At 49.7% G+C, this 16,425-nt stretch carries 16 protein-coding genes and 2 pseudogenes; 3 read left to right on the forward strand and 15 right to left on the reverse strand.

Annotated features, from left to right (window positions below; genetic code table 11):
* Window positions 1-157: 157 nt before the first annotated feature.
* A pseudogene (locus BZK42_RS18760) lies at window positions 158-370 on the forward strand (LacI family DNA-binding transcriptional regulator); the annotation flags it as partial.
* Here BZK42_RS18760 and BZK42_RS29715 read toward each other — a convergent pair.
* The 13 genes from BZK42_RS29715 to BZK42_RS18830 all read right to left on the reverse strand — a co-directional run bounded on the left by BZK42_RS29715 (window position 313) and on the right by BZK42_RS18830 (window position 11,396).
* Entirely contained in the window at window positions 313-486 is a 174-nt protein-coding gene (locus BZK42_RS29715) for a transposase (RefSeq protein WP_353622582.1), read from the reverse strand. The pseudogene BZK42_RS18760 and the gene BZK42_RS29715 sit on opposite strands and share 58 nt — an antisense overlap.
* A 285-nt stretch (window positions 487-771) precedes the next feature.
* Window positions 772-1,389, reverse strand: coding sequence for a tetratricopeptide repeat protein (locus BZK42_RS18775; protein WP_143329711.1), 618 nt, complete (start codon window positions 1,387-1,389; stop codon window positions 772-774).
* Window positions 1,386-2,201: an SDR family oxidoreductase gene (locus BZK42_RS18780; protein WP_230852504.1), complete on the reverse strand. Its 816-nt coding sequence runs from the start codon at window positions 2,199-2,201 to the stop codon at window positions 1,386-1,388. The genes BZK42_RS18775 and BZK42_RS18780 overlap by 4 nt, the downstream gene beginning before the upstream one ends.
* The gene (locus tag BZK42_RS18785; protein ID WP_047389842.1) at window positions 2,179-2,844 is read right to left on the reverse strand and encodes an iron-containing redox enzyme family protein; all 666 of its coding nucleotides are present in this window, start codon (window positions 2,842-2,844) and stop codon (window positions 2,179-2,181) included. Before BZK42_RS18785 ends, BZK42_RS18780 begins: the two co-directional genes overlap by 23 nt.
* A gap of 2 nt (window positions 2,845-2,846) precedes the next feature.
* Window positions 2,847-4,283 carry an AMP-dependent synthetase/ligase gene (locus BZK42_RS18790; protein ID WP_080859787.1) on the reverse strand — a complete coding sequence of 479 codons (1,437 nt, stop codon included), beginning with the start codon at window positions 4,281-4,283 and terminating at the stop codon, window positions 2,847-2,849.
* The gene (locus BZK42_RS18795; RefSeq protein WP_047389848.1) at window positions 4,273-4,920 is read right to left on the reverse strand and encodes a thermostable hemolysin; all 648 of its coding nucleotides are present in this window, start codon (window positions 4,918-4,920) and stop codon (window positions 4,273-4,275) included. Before BZK42_RS18795 ends, BZK42_RS18790 begins: the two co-directional genes overlap by 11 nt.
* 364 nt (window positions 4,921-5,284) lie before the next feature.
* Window positions 5,285-6,349, reverse strand: a complete 1,065-nt coding sequence (locus BZK42_RS18800; RefSeq protein WP_047389853.1) for an alpha/beta hydrolase — start codon at window positions 6,347-6,349, stop codon at window positions 5,285-5,287.
* Window positions 6,350-6,484: 135 nt separating this feature from the next.
* Window positions 6,485-7,246, reverse strand: coding sequence for a carboxymuconolactone decarboxylase family protein (locus BZK42_RS18805; RefSeq protein ID WP_080859789.1), 762 nt, complete (start codon window positions 7,244-7,246; stop codon window positions 6,485-6,487).
* A complete protein-coding gene (locus BZK42_RS18810; protein ID WP_080859790.1) occupies window positions 7,224-7,703 on the reverse strand; it encodes a (R)-mandelonitrile lyase in 480 nt (159 codons plus the stop codon). The genes BZK42_RS18805 and BZK42_RS18810 overlap by 23 nt, the downstream gene beginning before the upstream one ends.
* A 107-nt stretch (window positions 7,704-7,810) precedes the next feature.
* Window positions 7,811-8,458, reverse strand: a complete 648-nt coding sequence (locus BZK42_RS18815) for a DUF4405 domain-containing protein (RefSeq protein WP_080859814.1) — start codon at window positions 8,456-8,458, stop codon at window positions 7,811-7,813.
* Window positions 8,459-8,509: 51 nt separating this feature from the next.
* Window positions 8,510-9,160, reverse strand: coding sequence for a flavodoxin (locus tag BZK42_RS18820; protein ID WP_412097350.1), 651 nt, complete (start codon window positions 9,158-9,160; stop codon window positions 8,510-8,512).
* A 70-nt stretch (window positions 9,161-9,230) separates the two neighbouring features.
* Complete coding sequence (locus tag BZK42_RS18825; protein ID WP_080859794.1) at window positions 9,231-10,700, reverse strand: heavy metal sensor histidine kinase; 1,470 nt, start codon at window positions 10,698-10,700, stop codon at window positions 9,231-9,233.
* Window positions 10,701-10,715: 15 nt separating this feature from the next.
* Window positions 10,716-11,396, reverse strand: coding sequence for a heavy metal response regulator transcription factor (locus BZK42_RS18830; RefSeq protein ID WP_046275295.1), 681 nt, complete (start codon window positions 11,394-11,396; stop codon window positions 10,716-10,718).
* Between the two features lie 219 nt (window positions 11,397-11,615).
* Here BZK42_RS18830 and BZK42_RS18835 point away from each other — a divergent pair, with 219 nt between their 5' ends.
* The gene (locus BZK42_RS18835; protein ID WP_080859796.1) at window positions 11,616-12,665 is read left to right on the forward strand and encodes an alpha/beta hydrolase; all 1,050 of its coding nucleotides are present in this window, start codon (window positions 11,616-11,618) and stop codon (window positions 12,663-12,665) included.
* A 668-nt stretch (window positions 12,666-13,333) separates the two neighbouring features.
* Complete coding sequence (locus BZK42_RS18840) at window positions 13,334-13,729, forward strand: VOC family protein (RefSeq protein WP_080859798.1); 396 nt, start codon at window positions 13,334-13,336, stop codon at window positions 13,727-13,729.
* A 647-nt stretch (window positions 13,730-14,376) separates the two neighbouring features.
* On the opposite strand, the pseudogene BZK42_RS18845 reads toward BZK42_RS18840, so the two are convergent.
* Together BZK42_RS18845 and ychF are read right to left on the reverse strand one after the other, a co-directional pair.
* Window positions 14,377-15,039: pseudogene (locus BZK42_RS18845) on the reverse strand (tyrosine-type recombinase/integrase); the annotation flags it as partial.
* A 221-nt stretch (window positions 15,040-15,260) separates the two neighbouring features.
* Window positions 15,261-16,355: a redox-regulated ATPase YchF gene (gene ychF, locus BZK42_RS18850; RefSeq protein WP_016153303.1), complete on the reverse strand. Its 1,095-nt coding sequence runs from the start codon at window positions 16,353-16,355 to the stop codon at window positions 15,261-15,263.
* Window positions 16,356-16,425: the final 70 nt, after the last annotated feature.

Raw genomic sequence — 16,425 nt, forward strand, 5'->3', positions numbered from 1 at the left:
AACTCGCGGGGATTGAATTTTTTGCGGCGCTAACGCCAATGGAAGTGAGAGCGCGAACTGGGTTTCATGTAACGCAACAACATGTGAACTGGCTTACATCTTTGACCTCTATCACACTTTATAGTGACATTACTTTTTAGAGGCACATTTCATCATCATGGCTTCCATTAAAGATGTTGCAAAAAAAGCAGGAGTATCAACGGCTACTGTATCGCGGGTGCTTAACAATCATCCCAGCGTAGTGCCTGAAACGCGTCAGGCGGTACGTGATGCAATGGATTTCCTGTGTTATGTGCCCAGTAAAAGCGCGATTCAACTGAGCGGCAAATGTTCAGGCCTCATCGCCGTCGTGTTGCCGAACCTGGTCAATCTGTAGTGGCACAGTTCATTTGGCCACTTGAACAGCCGATTATCGTTGATTCCATGCTCACGAGCGAGTTTCGCCACGGAGATCTCTGGTCGATCTGAGCGTTCAACCATTTTGATTTTGAACTCAACGAGATAATTAGGGCTTTTTTACGCACTGTAGTTAACAATTTCATGGATAGCGCCCATCATATTTGGTGTCCGCTATGCTGTCAGAAAATTGAGAGTCTGCCAGACGGTGCTGAAATGACGCCTACAATAGGTGAGCTGGGTGTGGATGACAAGCCTGAAAAAGACGAAGGCATCACCACAGTGATGGCTATTCTCGTCAAAGGAAAAAGGGAATATCTGTACCGTTCACAGGGAACAGTGGGCGGCACAGTATATTCTGCGGGTACTGGTTTTTTACTTAATACTGGCCAGATCCTTCGCAATATCACGACGGCGTCCATTATCAGCAATCTCTCGTCCTGGGCGCGCCGGAGCTTTCAGTGCTTTATCCAGATAGCGCTTCGCGTCCTGGTTTTTTTTCTCCTGCAATAGAAAGTCACCATAAAAATAGTTAGGGTCAATACCGTCAGGATTGATCGCCAGCGCTTTCTTTAACATTTCTTCGGCTTTTTCTTTATCACCAAAACCAATCGGCCAGCCTGGTACCTGATAATACAGCGCACCGAGGCTAGTCCAGGCTGACCCCTGCAATGCGCCTGGATCAATCTCAATGGCTTTTTCCAGATTACTGCGCGCCTGTTTAACAAGGCTCAGCGCGCCAAGACCGCCTTTGGCGCCAGCCCAACTGCTGTCAATGATACCTGACCAGATTAACAACGATGCATCGGTATTGTGAGCTTGAATAGCATTGTGGGTCTTTTGGCTGAGCGCACTGAAACAACTCTCTTTTTTCGCGGCTAACGTCTGATATTGGCAAATGGACCACTCATGCTGTAAATCTTCCAGCGTCGTATTCGCCATTGCAGAGAAAGGTATCACTGTCGCAATAATGAGTACATGTAGAATTCTCATTTATGTTCTCCCTTGAGCGGTTTTCTGGCAAATAACTGAATCACAGGTAATTTTTTTCCTAATGCCCCATCGATGACGGTGGGAAACCAGGCATTGATTTTGACAAACAGGCGTTCCATCACGCCAAAGCGGTAGCGTTTCTGTTCAGTTTCAAGGAGACGGGTGAGTCGCGCGGCAACAAAGTCGGGGGAATCGCTACTGTTGCCGAGTTTCTGATTCAGGGCATACACATGTTCGTTGTTCAGCAAGGTTTCTGTTGAACGCGGAGCGGCATACAGTACCGTGATGCCGCTACCCTGTAATTCACGCCCTAATGCTTCAGAAAAACGGTGTGTCGCTGCTTTGGTCGCACTGTAAACGCTCCAGGCTGGATGACCAATTTCCCCAAAGATAGACCCTATATTGAGCACGATCCCTGGTGTATTCATCTTTTGCATTAAAGCACGGGTGAGTAAGGCCGGGATCTCAATGTTGGCGCGGATCTGCTCACGAATATCGTCAAAAGATTGCTGTTCAAACAACGCAAAGCGACTACTTCCCGCATTGTTTATCAGGATATCCAGCCCACCATCCTGGCTAAATCGTGCGGCCAGGGCGTTGATTTCATCATCAGAATAATTACGCATTAGCGCAATGCTGTGCCGCTCCGCATAGGGAAGTGTCTGTTGCAGAAGCTTCATTGCCTGTTCGTTGCGCCCGACAAGGCAAAGCCGTGCCCCTTTTTTCGCCAGCGACAGTGCCAGCGATTGACCGATACCCCCGCTTGCGCCGGTGAGTAAAACCGTCTTGTCATGCAGGTTCATTTGCGTCATTTCCCAGTTGCTCAAGCATCTGCCCATACAAGTTATAAACACGACGGGCGGTGTGGATAATGGCAGTCTGATCGTCCTTATCGGTGATGGTATCCATCAGAGATGCAAAAAATCGCAAATGTCCCTGATCAAGCTCGCCATGTGAACGCAGATAAGTGGTAGCCTGCTCAGGTAGCGCCAGCGTATGCTCAACTTGTGCGGCAACGGCTGATGCTATCGACACGCTGGTACCTTCCAGTACCTGGACCATGCCAAAGAGGCTCATTGGATTGATTCGTTCAATACGATAGTAGAGGTAAGCGATCATCATTTCGATTGGTAGCCCAGGCGTTCCATTTCTGACTTTTTCCGCGTCGCCACCACAGGTGCGAATATCATTGAGGATCCATTCCTGATGTCCGTACTCTTCATCAATATATTCGGCAATGGCTCCTCGCACTGCTTCACGTGAAGCAGCAAGACGACTGCCGGCGCACATCAGCAGCGGCACGGTATGGCTGACGTGGTAATATGCCTGTGTCAGAAAGTGGATATACATTGCGCGGGAAATATCGCCTTGCTGGCAGCGGGCGATGATTGGCGATGCCAGTAACCGCTGACGGTCCTCAGCGGTTTGTTTTTGCAGTTCCTGATAAAAACTCATGATTATTCCTCCTCACTGCAGGTGAGAATATCTTGTTTCAGGGAGTGCCAGATGGCGCTCCGCCGGGGACGCCCATTGGCGGTAAACATATCGGGAGATGACAGGACTGAAGTAAAAAGCAGTCGATGGAACCGGGCATAGTCAGGCAAGCGAGCGGAGAGGGCCTGAAGTTGCTCACGGGCCAGTTCCTGTTGACCGTCAAAGACATCAACCAGGGCAACATTGCGTCGCAATCCCTCGCCGAAGATCACAATACGTCGGACCGCCGAACATGCCATTGCTTCAGCTTCCGGCCATTCTGGCGAGAAATTGCGACCAAAAGCATTTATCTGAATATTTTTTAGACGCCCATGAAGATATATAAATCCTTCTTCATCCACTTTGCCGAGATCGCCAGTCGCAACATTCTGCGAGGCTGGTTCAGTCCCCAGATAGCCCAGCGCATTGGCCGGGCTGTTTACATACAGTTGCTGACTGGCATCAACCGATACCTTGATACCCGGTAACGGTTTGCCGACGCTGCCCGCTTTTGCCGCATCAGGCAGATTCAGTGCCACAACGGAACCACATTCCGAAAGGCCGTACCCTTCAAATACCGGTAGACCGCTTTGTCCCGCCAATGCCAACAACTGGGTTGAAATTTTTCCACCGCCGACGGCGATAAAGCGCAAGGATTGCGTGCTTTCCGGGATCTGCTGGTGCAGGTGGAGCAGCGCCCGTAACAGTTCTGGCACCAACACCAGACTTTGTGGATGCCATTTCATCAACACGTGGAAAAACTGAGAGGGATTAAACTGGCTGGAACCTGCGAATCCAATCTGTGCAGAGGGCAGTACCACTGTCTGTGCGCCCAGCAACATAGGGATATAGATTCCGCACAAATTCTCCAGCAGAATGCTGAGCGGTAGTGTGACCAGATGCTTTTGCGAATTGATATTCTGCAGGGCCCTGGCCAGCGTTTGTGCAGTCCAGAACATCCCTTCCTGGCTCAGACAGACGCCTTTAGGTTCACCTGTAGTGCCAGAGGTATACGTTATTTTGGCCGTCCCGGCAGGCAGGGGCGTTGGAGCAGTAATCTGGCGAGTTTGCAGTCTGCCGAATGGGAAATCATGCCTCAGCCAGCCGACCATCAACTCGCCGCCGATTTGCGCATCAACCGATGCCGATGCGCGTACCCACTCTTTTTGTGCGTCGGTGAAGAAGGCGGGGACAGGGATAATAATGATCCCACAAGCCAGACAGGCGAGATCGATGATCGCCCACTCCGGGCTGTTGTCGGCTTCCAGCGCCAGACATTTAACTCCGAGTGACTGTAATCGTGTTGCGGTGTCAATCACGGTTTCATGATATTGCCGCCAGCTCCAGAACCGGGTTTCTCCTTGCAGGGCTACGCTATCGGGATGTAGACGAGCCTGCTGCTCAAGCGCGTTAAGAAACATGGCGTCCTCCTGAAAGATCAGTCCATGGGGCATCTGGTAATGGCGTAAACAGGGCTAACAGCATGGTGTTCTGACTCAGCGCTGTGTATCCGCGAGTCAGTTCTCCTGCCATTATTTGTGGATCATATTGGTAGTACTCACCCCATTCCAGGGCCGCATCGCCCAGTCTGCCAGGATCAGCAGACATCAACTGAATGGGATGTAGATTCAGACGGTAGAAGGTGTTGCGGATTTTCTTCGTACCAGTAAACACGATCCATCCGTAGTGATATTGATTAAGCAACAGACAGAGGGCGGCATACATAATCCGCGCGCTGGCACCATCACGCGCGCTGAAATTGCCGATTTCGACAATTGCTTCACGCGGAACAGGCAGTTCCAGCCGCGACGATAATGTCGTTTCAATTGGAGTATCAAGGTATTGTTCCAGGTATAACGTTCCATGAGATGCCACCTGGACGCCGCATGCGGCTTTAAGTTCACCGTTGGCGTCATACATACCAAGAAGCCAGGGCATACAGCGGGAAAGTGAAGCATGGTAAACCTGATGATAGTTTTCGCGTATTAATGCAGAAATATCATTATGTTCGCTTCCGCCATGTAGCCATTTTAATGTGTAGGGCGAGATTATTCGCATGATAAGACCTCTCACAGATGTCCTATCAATAATGGGGAGATATTATTATGTTAACCTTAAGATGACTGATTATTTAAATTTTCCAAATTTAATAAAACTTTAAGGTTTTCTATCTATAATTCATCACTTTCGTTAACGGCTTTACGACATGCCCCTTTTTTAGAAGTAAATACCGGTATTTATGCTCGGGTATATGGTGAAAGAACACCAACTGGGATGCTATCCTTAATATAATGTGAAATTAGCGGGAAGCAAAATTCCGCCTCTCCCTTATAGCAGACTTTCGCTCCCCCATTTTATTTTTTTTGATATAACTGATGATTGTATTGAGCCCTCAATAATGAAGGCTCAATACTAGCTCTTCCTATTGTAGATCTTTTTCCTCCAGGAATTTACTCACCATATCAGCAATCTGCACGTTATTCAGATCCGAGAACGGGAAGTGGGTATTCCCTTTGATTCCTTCCTCAGGCAGATGCGTCACAGTGACATCCCCGCCATGCTTGTTCACCACGTCACGCCACTCGCGAGCCATTGCCAGACGCACGCGCCAGCTGTCTTGCGCGGGCATGGCGACAGGTTTATCAGGGATGTTATCGCCGTAAATAATCAGAATCGGAATTTTAGTCAGTGCCATAAACTGCTCCATCGGCACCGGTTCACCCTTCAGCGTGTCGAACGCGCTTGGCATTGGGGCAGGGAGCTCTTTCTCCGGGAAGACAAAGCTGCTACCAGGCTCGAAGGCGACAATGGCTTTGACCTTGTCATTTTTCATCGCCGTGTACCAGCCTGGTCCGCCACCCTGGGAGTGGGTGAAAAGGATAGCCGGGCCGGATTTATCCACGACGGCGGACATCGCATCGGAGATAACATTGATATCAAACGGCCCGGTATTTGGGGTCATCTGACGGAAATACTGATTCAGGGCTTCTTTGTCGTGAGAAAACTGAACGCCCTTAAAATACTCCGGCCACACGCCAACGCGGAACTGGTTAAACCACATCTGTTCATCCGGTTTAGGCGTAACCGTACCTTCTACCGTCGTGCGCCCGGCGCTGCCCCGGCGGGGCTGATCGACAAGATAAGTTGAGAATCCACGACGCAGGAATATGTTCTGGAACCCTTCGCGACCATCCGGCGTGGTTTCCCAGGTGCGGGAGAACTGACCTGCGCCGTGCAGCATGACGATAGGGTATTTATGCGGATTTTCCGGAATTTGATAGAACACAGACGCATGATCGCCATGCCAGGTTTGACCCGCAGAGTCCAGCGGCGTTTTCGCGTCAAATTTCCCTGGTGCGGTGATGATAGTGCCACCAGCAGAAAAGCTTCCCTGTTCCTGAATGACCAGCGGCTCGGCGTATACCGACTGAGCCACCATGCCACCCGCCATCGCGCAGATGGCCAGCGTTTTTAAGACAGTTTTCAAGATTACATCCTCTGTTATGTTTGCCGTTCAATCATATCTGAGTTGTCAGCGTGAATTATTTAGCACCTTTGATTGCCCTTATTTGGCAGACTCATGAATGCGGAGGATTAGCACCGTATCGTCTCAAACCAACGCCTAACTGTTTGCTAACGCCTGTTGCAGCGCCTTTTCAGCCCGCGTTGCTGCATCACTTTCGCCATGTTCACGCAGAACCTGTGCCAGTTGGCGCAGTTGCGCTGCCGTCAGGCCGACTCGCATGCTGGCTCGCGTATGCGATAACAGCTGAGCTTCAACGCCCGGCGTGGCGGCTAATGCGCCAACCGTTGCCAACTCGCGGCTTTGCCAGTCGAGGTTATCGCGGGCGAAAATGTCGCCGAACAGATGCGTTTGTAGGAATTGATTAATGACCGGGGCAAAATCAAACAGAGGTCCCTGGACGGGGGCGCCGGAGATTTTAGTCTGGTTTGCGGTACCGACACGGCGAAGCTCATCTCCGACAGGGATGGCGGCGACCGGCTCTTTACCTTCAACGTCTTCAACGCCACGTTGTTTACGTGCTTCGACGACTTTCATCAGTTCATTCAGCGCGTTCAGGCTACGGGGAAATCCCGTATAGGCATAGAGCTGGACGAGAATCTCTTTGGTCTCGTTTATCGTGAGTCCTGCATCAAGCCCCTGATTCAGTGCCGCATTCAGCTTATCCATCTGACTGCTGGCCATTGATGCCGCAATCAACGGGATGGCTTGCTGGCGAGCTGACAGCGTATCTGAAACCGTTTGTTCGTGGTTCATTTCTGAGGCTCCTTTATTGACGGGCGCAGCATGTGCCGTGAGACCCAAACCAAAGGTCAGCAGTACCGCTGCCGTTAATGCCTTAATGGGCGTGGTATTGTTCATCTGTCACTTTCTCCATCCAGTTAACGCTTTTGCCATCCACAATCCCGGTTATCGCCAGGTGCGTCATTGCGCTGCCGGGTGCCGCCCCGTGCCAGTGTTTGACGCCCGCCGGACAAGAGACAACGTCGCCAGCGCGGATGACCTGCACCGGCTGGCCTTCTTGTTGGGTAAGCCCAACTCCCGAGGTTACAATCAGCCGCTGGCCTGCCGGATGCGTATGCCAGGCGGAACGAGCACCTGGCTCAAAGGTGACATAAGCCCCGGAAACGCTAATTTCGTTATCTGGTTTGAAGAGAGGATCAACCCGGACGCGACCGGTAAAGTTCTCTGCTGGCCCGTACACCGCATTCTGGCTTCCGGCGGTGGCGATATGGACAGCGGGATTTTGCTCCGCCGCCCAGGATGAAAACATAAAGAGGGGCAGTAACAGCCCGAGGTAACGTAAATGTCTGATCATGCAAAGCGTCCTTATCTACAATGATGGAGAGGGTCTGCAATGATTCTAATCATGGGGAGATGTCGTCAGACTGACGCCAGCCTGACAATTCTGTCAGTTAACCCTTATTATGGTGACGCGGCTTTGTCTTTTCTAAAAATAAGGCCCCAAAGCGAAAACCGTGTCATTAATGAAAATAAAACAATAATGGCCAAGTAGCGTAGATAAAAAAGTAGGGCAGATTCATCGTAATCGAAAAAGGAGAAATCGACCTTTATCAACAAATAATCGAGATAGTCCTGGTTCAGTAATTCGTACAATCCCAGTAGTGCGATTAGCGAAAAAACTCCTGGCATCATGACATTTGCATAGAATGAATTGCTGGAGATGTTCAGGACCCGGCAGAAAAAAGTCGCCAGCATTTTCCAGTGCAACCCGATATGCAGCGCCAGAATGAGCATTCCCCAGTGGACCGGCGTCATGTGTACTTTCCTGACCCAGCTCGCCGGGTTGTGGAACGCCTGGTCCAGAAGGATATGTCGGGACAGCATCATGCCCGAGACAATCGCGGTCAGAATGACAACGAATGTCACTGCATTAATGATTCTGTTAACTACCAGCATGGTTAACGGAACATTGGGCGACAGTGACCACAAGCGATGCCGGTTAAGATATAAATGCAGCATGATGAGCAGCGTAAAAATAATACCCGCCCATTCATGCACGATTTCACCGTGAAGGTGAAATCCCATCAATACCAACAGAAGTAACGTCATCAGCGCATCCTGCATGACCTGGAAAATATAAATTTTCTTCATGTCGAGGGATTAACGCTGTGGCTGGACTTGTTTTACCCATTGCTCAACCTGCGCGGGTACGTCAGGAGCTGAAATATCGTTGCGCGAGATCGCGAGCGCACGAGTGACTAATTTGGCCTGTGGCTGCATGCGAGCAATTTCTCGCAGGGAGTCGGCTAACCTGCTGCCACCATGGGTGGTAAAGGGAACGACCGTTTTGCCTGCAAAGTCATTTTGCTCAAAGAGGCTGTATATCACCATTGGCATGGTATACCACCAGATGGGGTAGCCGACGTAAATGGTGTCGTAACTGCTCAGGTCAGGGTGCGGCGTTTTTAGCGAGGGTCTGGCTTTCGTTTGCTGTTCCTTTTCGGCAACGCGCAAAAGTGCATCATGCTGGCGAGGGTAGGGAGTGGCGGTTTCAATGCGAAACAGGTCGCCGTGAGTCTGCTTCTGAATCAGTTGCGCAATAAACTGCGTGCTGCCGGTCTCTGGCGTATTTTTTTGTAATACGCTGGCCCCGGAAAAACCATCCACGGCACCAGGTTTCATCTCCTCTGGTTGTGAAAAGTAGATAATCAGCGTGCGGGCGTGTGCGGATGAATCCTCTGATGCGAACGCGGGCTGCCCCAGAAGCCCCATGACCATCATCGCCAGAAACCCGCTAAATACCTTTTTCATTCTCACTGTTTCATTCCTTCAATCAGCCGTGGTGAGTATCAGCAGTGATTCTGGCGCAGATAGCCTGACATCAGACTGACGACTCTCTGACAATTTTGTCAGAAGTCTTTGCGCGCGGAGATCCCGATTTTGTCTCTGAAATCAGTCTCCCGGTTCGGATAGCGTCAGGCTGTTTAGCAAACGTCAGGCCAAAGGTATTGATACCGTTCTCGCTACGGGCAAAGACATCTCCCCGGTGCATAATGGCGACGGCACGGACAATCGACAGGCCCAGCCCATGATGGGTATCACTCCTGGCTCGGGAGGTGTCAACACGATAGAACCGTTCGAAAAGCCGGTGTAAGTGCTCAGGCGCTATCGGGTCGCCAGGGTTAGAAACGTCTACACAAGCTTGATTGCCTTTTTCGCTTAAGCGCACCGTAACCGTGCTATTGGAGGGGGAATGCCTGGCGCTATTTTCCAGCAAATTAGCCAGTGAACGGTGAAACAGCCGCCTGTCGATATGCGCCGTGACGTCGCCCTCAACCTCCAGCGAAAGCTGTTTTTCAGCAAAAGAGGGTTCAACATATTCCGCTGTTTTCAGGGTTTCTTCGCGCAGGGAGACTTGCGTAAGCTGGGAAGCATGTTCACCCGCGTGCGCATGAGACAGGAACAGCATGTCGTTAACTATCGACGTCATGCGTTCAAGCTCTTCCAGATTGGAACCCAATAACTCTTCCAGTTCATCTTGTGAACGTCGGCGTGATAACCCGAGTTGCGTCTGACCGATCAGGTTAGTCAGCGGGGTACGAAGTTCATGCGCAACATCGGCATTAAAGCTCTCGAGCTGTCGCCAGGCGATTTCCTGACGCTCTAACACGCCGTTAAATGATGATGCCAGTTGCTGCAGTTCTTCGGGCAACGCGCAGGTATTCAGGCGCTGGCCATGGTCACCTGGTGCAAGGTGTTGTGCCTGCTGACTGAGCATGCCCACCGGACGCAGGCCAATCCGTGAAACAACGTATCCCAGTAAGGCGACAATCAGTACGCCCAGCGCGGCAATAATCAACAGCGTTCGTGTGAACGCATCAAGTGTGCCCATATACGGCGTAGAGTCGATGGCAACCACATAGCGCAGCTCAGGCCTTTCACCGTTGGCGGGGATGGTTTTCACTAACAGGAACAGTGAGCATGCACCTTCCGATGCGCCGGGCACTTTATTAAATCCCTCCTGCAAAGAAGACCACTGAACGCCCACCGGTGGTATTCCCCCCATGCTAAAGCGCGGGTTATCGCTCACTATCCAGTAACGAACGCGCTCACCTTCAGAATTGGTTAGCAGAGTAAATTTATTAGCCAACGTCGACCAGCCGTCAGCCGAGGTTCGTGCGGTGATCCACGGGCTCATTAATGATTCCCGGAACAGCAGCTCGTTGTGCATCTGCTTTTGCAAAGAGTCATGTAAGGAGCTTCTGAGCAGGATACCGATAATGGACACAATCAGCAGCGCGGATAAGGCAAACATCAGCGCCAGGTGAACGGAGATGGAACGTTTAGGCATGCTGAGCCTCTTCATTTATTCCGACCGGACTTCGAGGACATACCCCATGCCACGAACGGTATGTAACAGTTTGACGTCGAACGGGGTATCCACTTTGGCTCGCAGACGTTTAATGGCGACTTCAACCACATTGGCATCGCTGTCAAAATTCATGTCCCATATCTGCTCAGCAATCATCATTTTTGACAGGATCTCCCCCTGATGCCGGGCCAGAAGACTTAACAGGGAAAACTCTTTTGCGGTCAACTCCAGTCGCGTTCCGGCGCGAAATACGCGGCGGGCCAGCAGGTCGAGATGCAGATCGTGAATTTGCAGTTGGGTGATGTCTGCGCCATCCGTGGAGCGGCGACGCACCAGAGCCTGAATGCGCGCCACCAGTTCAATCAGCGAAAAGGGTTTAGGGAGATAATCATCCGCGCCAAGCCGAAGCCCTTTGACGCGCTCGTCGACCGAACCGCGGGCCGAGAGCATTAGTACCGGCGTCTGTTTGACGGCCCGCACCCCCTCAAGTACCCGGTAGCCATCCATCCCCGGCAGCATCACATCAAGGATTATCGCGTCGTAGTCAAGCTCCAGCGCGTAATGAAGACCTTCAGCGCCATCTGCAGAGACATCTACCGTAAATCCGGATTCACTCAACGCACGGTTGAGATAGGTTGACGTTTTTTCTTCATCTTCGACTAGCAACAGGCGCATAACGGGATTTCCTCTTAACTGTGCAATCGGGCTTATTCTGCCTCTTGATTGCCAACATAAAGCTGACGCTTACCTGACAGCATTGTCAGAAACATGAAGCCATCTCAGCCTGCTTGCTGACAAAAATGTTATTTACCTGTCACGATGCTGACAGGCCTCTCTCTCTAACCTGAGTCTGCACATTTAAATCCGCAAGCCTGAAACTCATCGGGAGAGACCATGAAATTCAATCTGTTAACTGCAATACTGCTCACGGCAATAACCGGGGCCGCCTCAGTCAATGCGGCTGATTACAAAAAAAATCCATTCACCCTGGCCTATGACGGTGCCATCACTGAGAACGTCAAAGGCAAGGTCAACATTCATCCGGTGAAGTACGATCTGCATGGCATTCAGATAGCTGCGAATGTCTATACCCCTGCTAACTACGATCCCGCCAAAAAATACCCTGCCGTGGTGGTTGCACATCCGAATGGCGGCGTAAAAGAGCAGGTCGCAGGCTTGTATGCCCAGCGTCTCGCCGAGCAGGGCTACATCACGATTACTGCCGACGCGGCTTATCAGGGCGCGAGCGGTGGGATGCCTCGCAGCGTGGATAAACCCGCTAATCGCATCGAGGATATCCACGGCATGGCTGACTACATCAGCCAGTATCCGGGAGTGGATACTTCCCGCCTCGGTCTGCTGGGTATTTGCGGAGGCGGCGGTTATTCACTTGTTGCGGCCGAAACGGATCAACGGTTTAAATCGATTGCAACCATCAGCATGTTTAATTCAGGCCTGGTGCGCCGCAACGGTTTTCAGGACTCACAGCTGGATACTATTCAGCAGCGTCTTCAGCAGGCTTCTGACGCACGTGCTCAGGAAGCTACCGGAGGCGAAGTCCTGTACTCCGGTGATGCCAATCTGACTGATGAACAGATCGCTAAGTTACCTTTTGCCTTATATCGACAGGGCTATGAGTACTACTGGAAAACTCACGCGCACCCGAACTCTACGTTTAAATACACGACAAGCAGCCTGTTAGATTTGATTAGTTTTGACGTTACGGACCATATCAATCTCATCAATAAACCGCTGCTGATGATTGCTGGCACAAAAGCGGATACGCTCTATATGACGGAAGATGCGTTTGCGAAAGCCACCGGTACAAAAGACAAAGAACTCTTCCTGATCGATGGCGCTACCCATATCGAGACGTATTGGGTTCCTGAGTACGTCGACAAGGCTTTGCAAAAGCTGGACGTCTTCTTCGATAAGAGTATTTAACCCCTATCAGACGATACCTTTGGCCAGCCACTCAGGCTGGTCATATCAGGACATAATGAGTGTGTCCGCATGTGACCCAGACTAACGAAGTCGGGAGGAAAGATAATTACGCACATAAAATAGCCGCTATGAATGAAATTCATAAAACGGCAGGGACATCTGAGGATTATTTTTTGCCTGTAAGGTTTTACTTCGTGGTACAGGCCAACTTTAGGTTTAGCATAACGGCATTGAGTACCTCCTTATCCAGCATGGCTTCGGCATGCAGCTTCTTGAGGCGGGCGTTCTCCTCTTCAAGCGACTTGTTCGTCGGAAAAAACTTTAAAATAATACTTAAGGCGTTAAGTGCTAATACCCGACGCCTTTCAGGTTACTTGCAGGACGGTCACAGCGGGAAAATGCAAACACGGTTGTGCTATTAGTCAGATACACACCTTTTAACTTGCTAAGAAAAGCTATAATCTGATGTCGTCAACGCAAACAATAAGCTCAATGAGAGAATATACAGGAACAGAACTGGAATAATCACACTTTCAGGAATACAAAGGAGCACCAGGATGATATATCTGAATTTTGACAGAGCTTATCTCTGATAAGCCAAATTAATAGTCACGCTCAGATGCTCAAACTTGCGTTTTGTGGTTTATGTAATATATAAGGGAAAATATATGAAATTCAACAATGTAAGACTGTTAGTCAAAGATTACCGCAAATGTTTCAATTTCTACACCCAGAAGCTTGGTTTGGAAGCTGTCTGGGATATTGAAGATTGCTATGCCAGCTTCAAAGTCGCCGAAGGTATAGAAGGCCTTGCTATCTTTACTTCTGATCTGATGGCCCCAATTATTGGAAATGCTGACAGAGAAAAATCGATAATATATCGCGAAAAATCAATGGTTTGTTTCGAGGTTGATAATGTAGATGAAAGCTTTGAGGCCTATTCGTTAAAAGGGATTAAATTCATTAACGAGCCAATGGATAGGCCAGAATGGGGGGTGAGAGTGGTTCATCTGTACGATCCGGAGGAAAACTTGATTGAGTTATTTACGCCGCTTGGAGTCTAACAGGGGTGTCATTACTTGAGGCATAACACCCGACTGTTGATACACGGTTATCCGGACCAACACTAAACTCGTTGGGGACTGCAGACGTTTTGGCTATCGTCATATATGACACCTCTGTATGGCTGAGGTCAGTATGCCTGCAACTGCTCCGTCATGTGCCCCCTAACTTCTCGTTCGTGCTTCCTATTTCAAGTAGATTCCCCTCTGGATCGGAAATATAAAAATTTCGGATGCCAAAAGAAAGCGTCATTGGTCTACCTGCAGAAAATTGCAATTTCGACTTTAACTCTTTACTTGCAAATAATGGTTATTATCACCTGATAATATAACTGAGCTAATTCACTTATTACTTAACCACCTTTAGCTAAATTCGCAAAATCCCTTTTATTTCTACTAAAGGTGAATTATAATGATGTGATTGATGCGCATCCCATTATATTCTTTGCTTACGCTTAATAACGTCTTAATTCAAGAATGAGATTACATAAACACGAACAGAGCTGTTGTGACCGGTTTCCCATTGATTAAGACACTTGTATTTAACCGTCGCCGCTGCCAGCCAGGTAACCGTCAGGCTTTTTTGAACGTGCACTGACCATCACCCGTGAACGCTACGCTTATTTTGGGCCAGCGAGAAGCTCGCTGAGGCTTATGGTCTTTGACCCTATGATATCGTCAAAACAGCTTAATAACTTTCCGATTTGCTGAGGATTCAGTGCCTGTTTGTGCTGTGTCTTATTGGCGGGGAGGGCCTTGCGCACAGGCCAGACAGGATCACTATCAGCTCTAAGTGTTGCGACTGCTAACTCGAAAACTGATGAAATGGTTCGACGAGCTTCAGCGGCAACGGTCGGAGCGCCGCGCTTAGCCGTTTCCTGAAGAATTTTAAGGATGTGGTGTGGAGTGATCTCTCTGACTGGGAGCTTACCGGTTGCGGGAAAAACTACTCGTTCAAGCATATCAAGTCGGCGCGTTTTGGTGATTTCGGCCCAGTCTTTCATCTGCAACCACTCTTTTGCGATTAGCTCAAAGGTGTTGGATGCGTCGTTGACCTTGCGAATCTTATCTAACTGACTAGCCTGTGTCGGACTAACTCCATCCGTGACTTGTTTACGCGCTTGCTCACATTTCTCGCGAGCTTCGGCAAGTTTGACTGTCGGGTTCTCACCCAGCGCAAACATGCTGGATTTACCGTTGAGTCTAAACCGATAGCACCATGCCTTTTTGCCATTGGGTTTCACTTCGAGGTAGAGACCGTTGAAGTCATTGAGACGATAGAGTTTTTCTTTAGGCTTGGCAGTGCGTATCAGTGAACCTAACGAGCCTTGTTTGTTTATTATACCGTTATCGTATCCACTAAAAATGAAGATGGCAGAATGTTGTGCTCATCCACGTACTCATTTTTGACTGTGTCGTTACGAGATGGATTTACACTCTATGAAATGAGAAAATCCACGCAATTGCGTGGATTTTATAGACTTTTTCGATATTCATGAGATTTGATGAAACCTCATGAGACGAGAAGTTTTATTTAGACGTTGAACAGGAAGTTCATCACATCACCATCTTTAACGATGTAATCTTTACCTTCTGCACGCATCTTACCGGCTTCTTTCGCACCTTGTTCACCTTTATAGGTGATGAAATCTTCAAACGCGATGGTTTGTGCGCGGATAAAGCCTTTCTCGAAGTCAGTATGAATTTTACCCGCCGCCTGTGGAGCCGTTGCGCCAACAGGAATGGTCCACGCACGAACTTCTTTCACGCCAGCGGTGAAGTAGGTCTGCAGGTTCAGCAGTTCGTAACCAGCGCGGATTACGCGGTTCAGACCAGGTTCTTCCAGACCCATTTCAGCCATGAATTCTTCACGGTCAGCATCATCGAGTTCTGCGATGTCAGCTTCAACGGCAGCGCAAACTGCAACAACCACGGAGCCTTCAGCTGCGGCGATTTCACGCACTTTATCGAGGTATGGGTTGTTTTCAAAACCGTCTTCGTTGACGTTGGCGATATACATCGTTGGCTTCAACGTCAGGAAGCTCAGGTATTTGATAGCCGCTTTGTCTTCATCGGTCAGCGTTTTCAACGCACGCAGCATGCCAGCGTTTTCCAGCTGTGGCAGGCATTTTTCCAGTGCAGCCAGTTCCGCTTTAGCGTCTTTATCGCCGCCTTTAGCCTTCTTCTGTACGCGATGGATAGCGCGCTCACAGGTATCCAGGTCAGACAGCGCCAGTTCGGTATTGATAACCTCAATGTCGTCAGCCGGATCCACTTTGTTATTAACGTGGATGATGTTGTCGTTTTCAAAGCAGCGAACCACGTGGCCGATAGCTTCGGTTTCACGGATGTTAGTCAGGAACTGGTTACCCAGACCTTCGCCTTTGGACGCGCCTTTTACCAGACCGGCAATGTCGACGAATTCCATCGTTGTTGGCAGGATACGCTGCGGTTTGACGATTTCGGCCAACTGATCCAGACGCGGATCGGGCATCGGGACAACACCTGTGTTCGGCTCGATAGTACAGAACGGGAAGTTTGCCGCTTCAATACCCGCTTTTGTGAGCGCGTTGAACAGGGTGGATTTGCCTACGTTTGGCAAACCGACGATACCGCATTTGAATCCCATGTTTAAATCACCTTAATCTTTTGATATTCAACCTGTTATGGAAAACAGATTGTAGAAAAGTAAATAACTC

Origin of the sequence: Citrobacter braakii (genome assembly GCF_002075345.1) — a bacterium.
GTDB classification, from domain to species: Bacteria; Pseudomonadota; Gammaproteobacteria; order Enterobacterales; family Enterobacteriaceae; genus Citrobacter; species Citrobacter braakii.

Excerpts from the sequence above, each read along its gene's own strand:
- BZK42_RS18840 (WP_080859798.1), top strand. The coding sequence starts at position 13,334 with ATGAAATTCAACAATGTAAGACTGTTAGTCAAAGATTACCGCAAATGT.
- BZK42_RS18785 (WP_047389842.1), bottom strand. The coding sequence starts at position 2,844 with ATGAGTTTTTATCAGGAACTGCAAAAACAAACCGCTGAGGACCGTCAG.
- BZK42_RS18830 (WP_046275295.1), bottom strand. The coding sequence starts at position 11,396 with ATGCGCCTGTTGCTAGTCGAAGATGAAGAAAAAACGTCAACCTATCTC.
- BZK42_RS18795 (WP_047389848.1), bottom strand. The coding sequence starts at position 4,920 with ATGCGAATAATCTCGCCCTACACATTAAAATGGCTACATGGCGGAAGC.
- ychF (WP_016153303.1), bottom strand. The coding sequence starts at position 16,355 with ATGGGATTCAAATGCGGTATCGTCGGTTTGCCAAACGTAGGCAAATCC.
- BZK42_RS18810 (WP_080859790.1), bottom strand. The coding sequence starts at position 7,703 with ATGATCAGACATTTACGTTACCTCGGGCTGTTACTGCCCCTCTTTATG.
- BZK42_RS18790 (WP_080859787.1), bottom strand. The coding sequence starts at position 4,283 with ATGTTTCTTAACGCGCTTGAGCAGCAGGCTCGTCTACATCCCGATAGC.
- BZK42_RS18815 (WP_080859814.1), bottom strand. The coding sequence starts at position 8,458 with ATGACGTTACTTCTGTTGGTATTGATGGGATTTCACCTTCACGGTGAA.
- BZK42_RS18780 (WP_230852504.1), bottom strand. The coding sequence starts at position 2,201 with ATGACGCAAATGAACCTGCATGACAAGACGGTTTTACTCACCGGCGCA.
- BZK42_RS18805 (WP_080859789.1), bottom strand. The coding sequence starts at position 7,246 with ATGAACAATACCACGCCCATTAAGGCATTAACGGCAGCGGTACTGCTG.
- BZK42_RS18825 (WP_080859794.1), bottom strand. The coding sequence starts at position 10,700 with ATGCCTAAACGTTCCATCTCCGTTCACCTGGCGCTGATGTTTGCCTTA.
- BZK42_RS18775 (WP_143329711.1), bottom strand. The coding sequence starts at position 1,389 with ATGAGAATTCTACATGTACTCATTATTGCGACAGTGATACCTTTCTCT.
- BZK42_RS18820 (WP_412097350.1), bottom strand. The coding sequence starts at position 9,160 with ATGAAAAAGGTATTTAGCGGGTTTCTGGCGATGATGGTCATGGGGCTT.
- BZK42_RS18835 (WP_080859796.1), top strand. The coding sequence starts at position 11,616 with ATGAAATTCAATCTGTTAACTGCAATACTGCTCACGGCAATAACCGGG.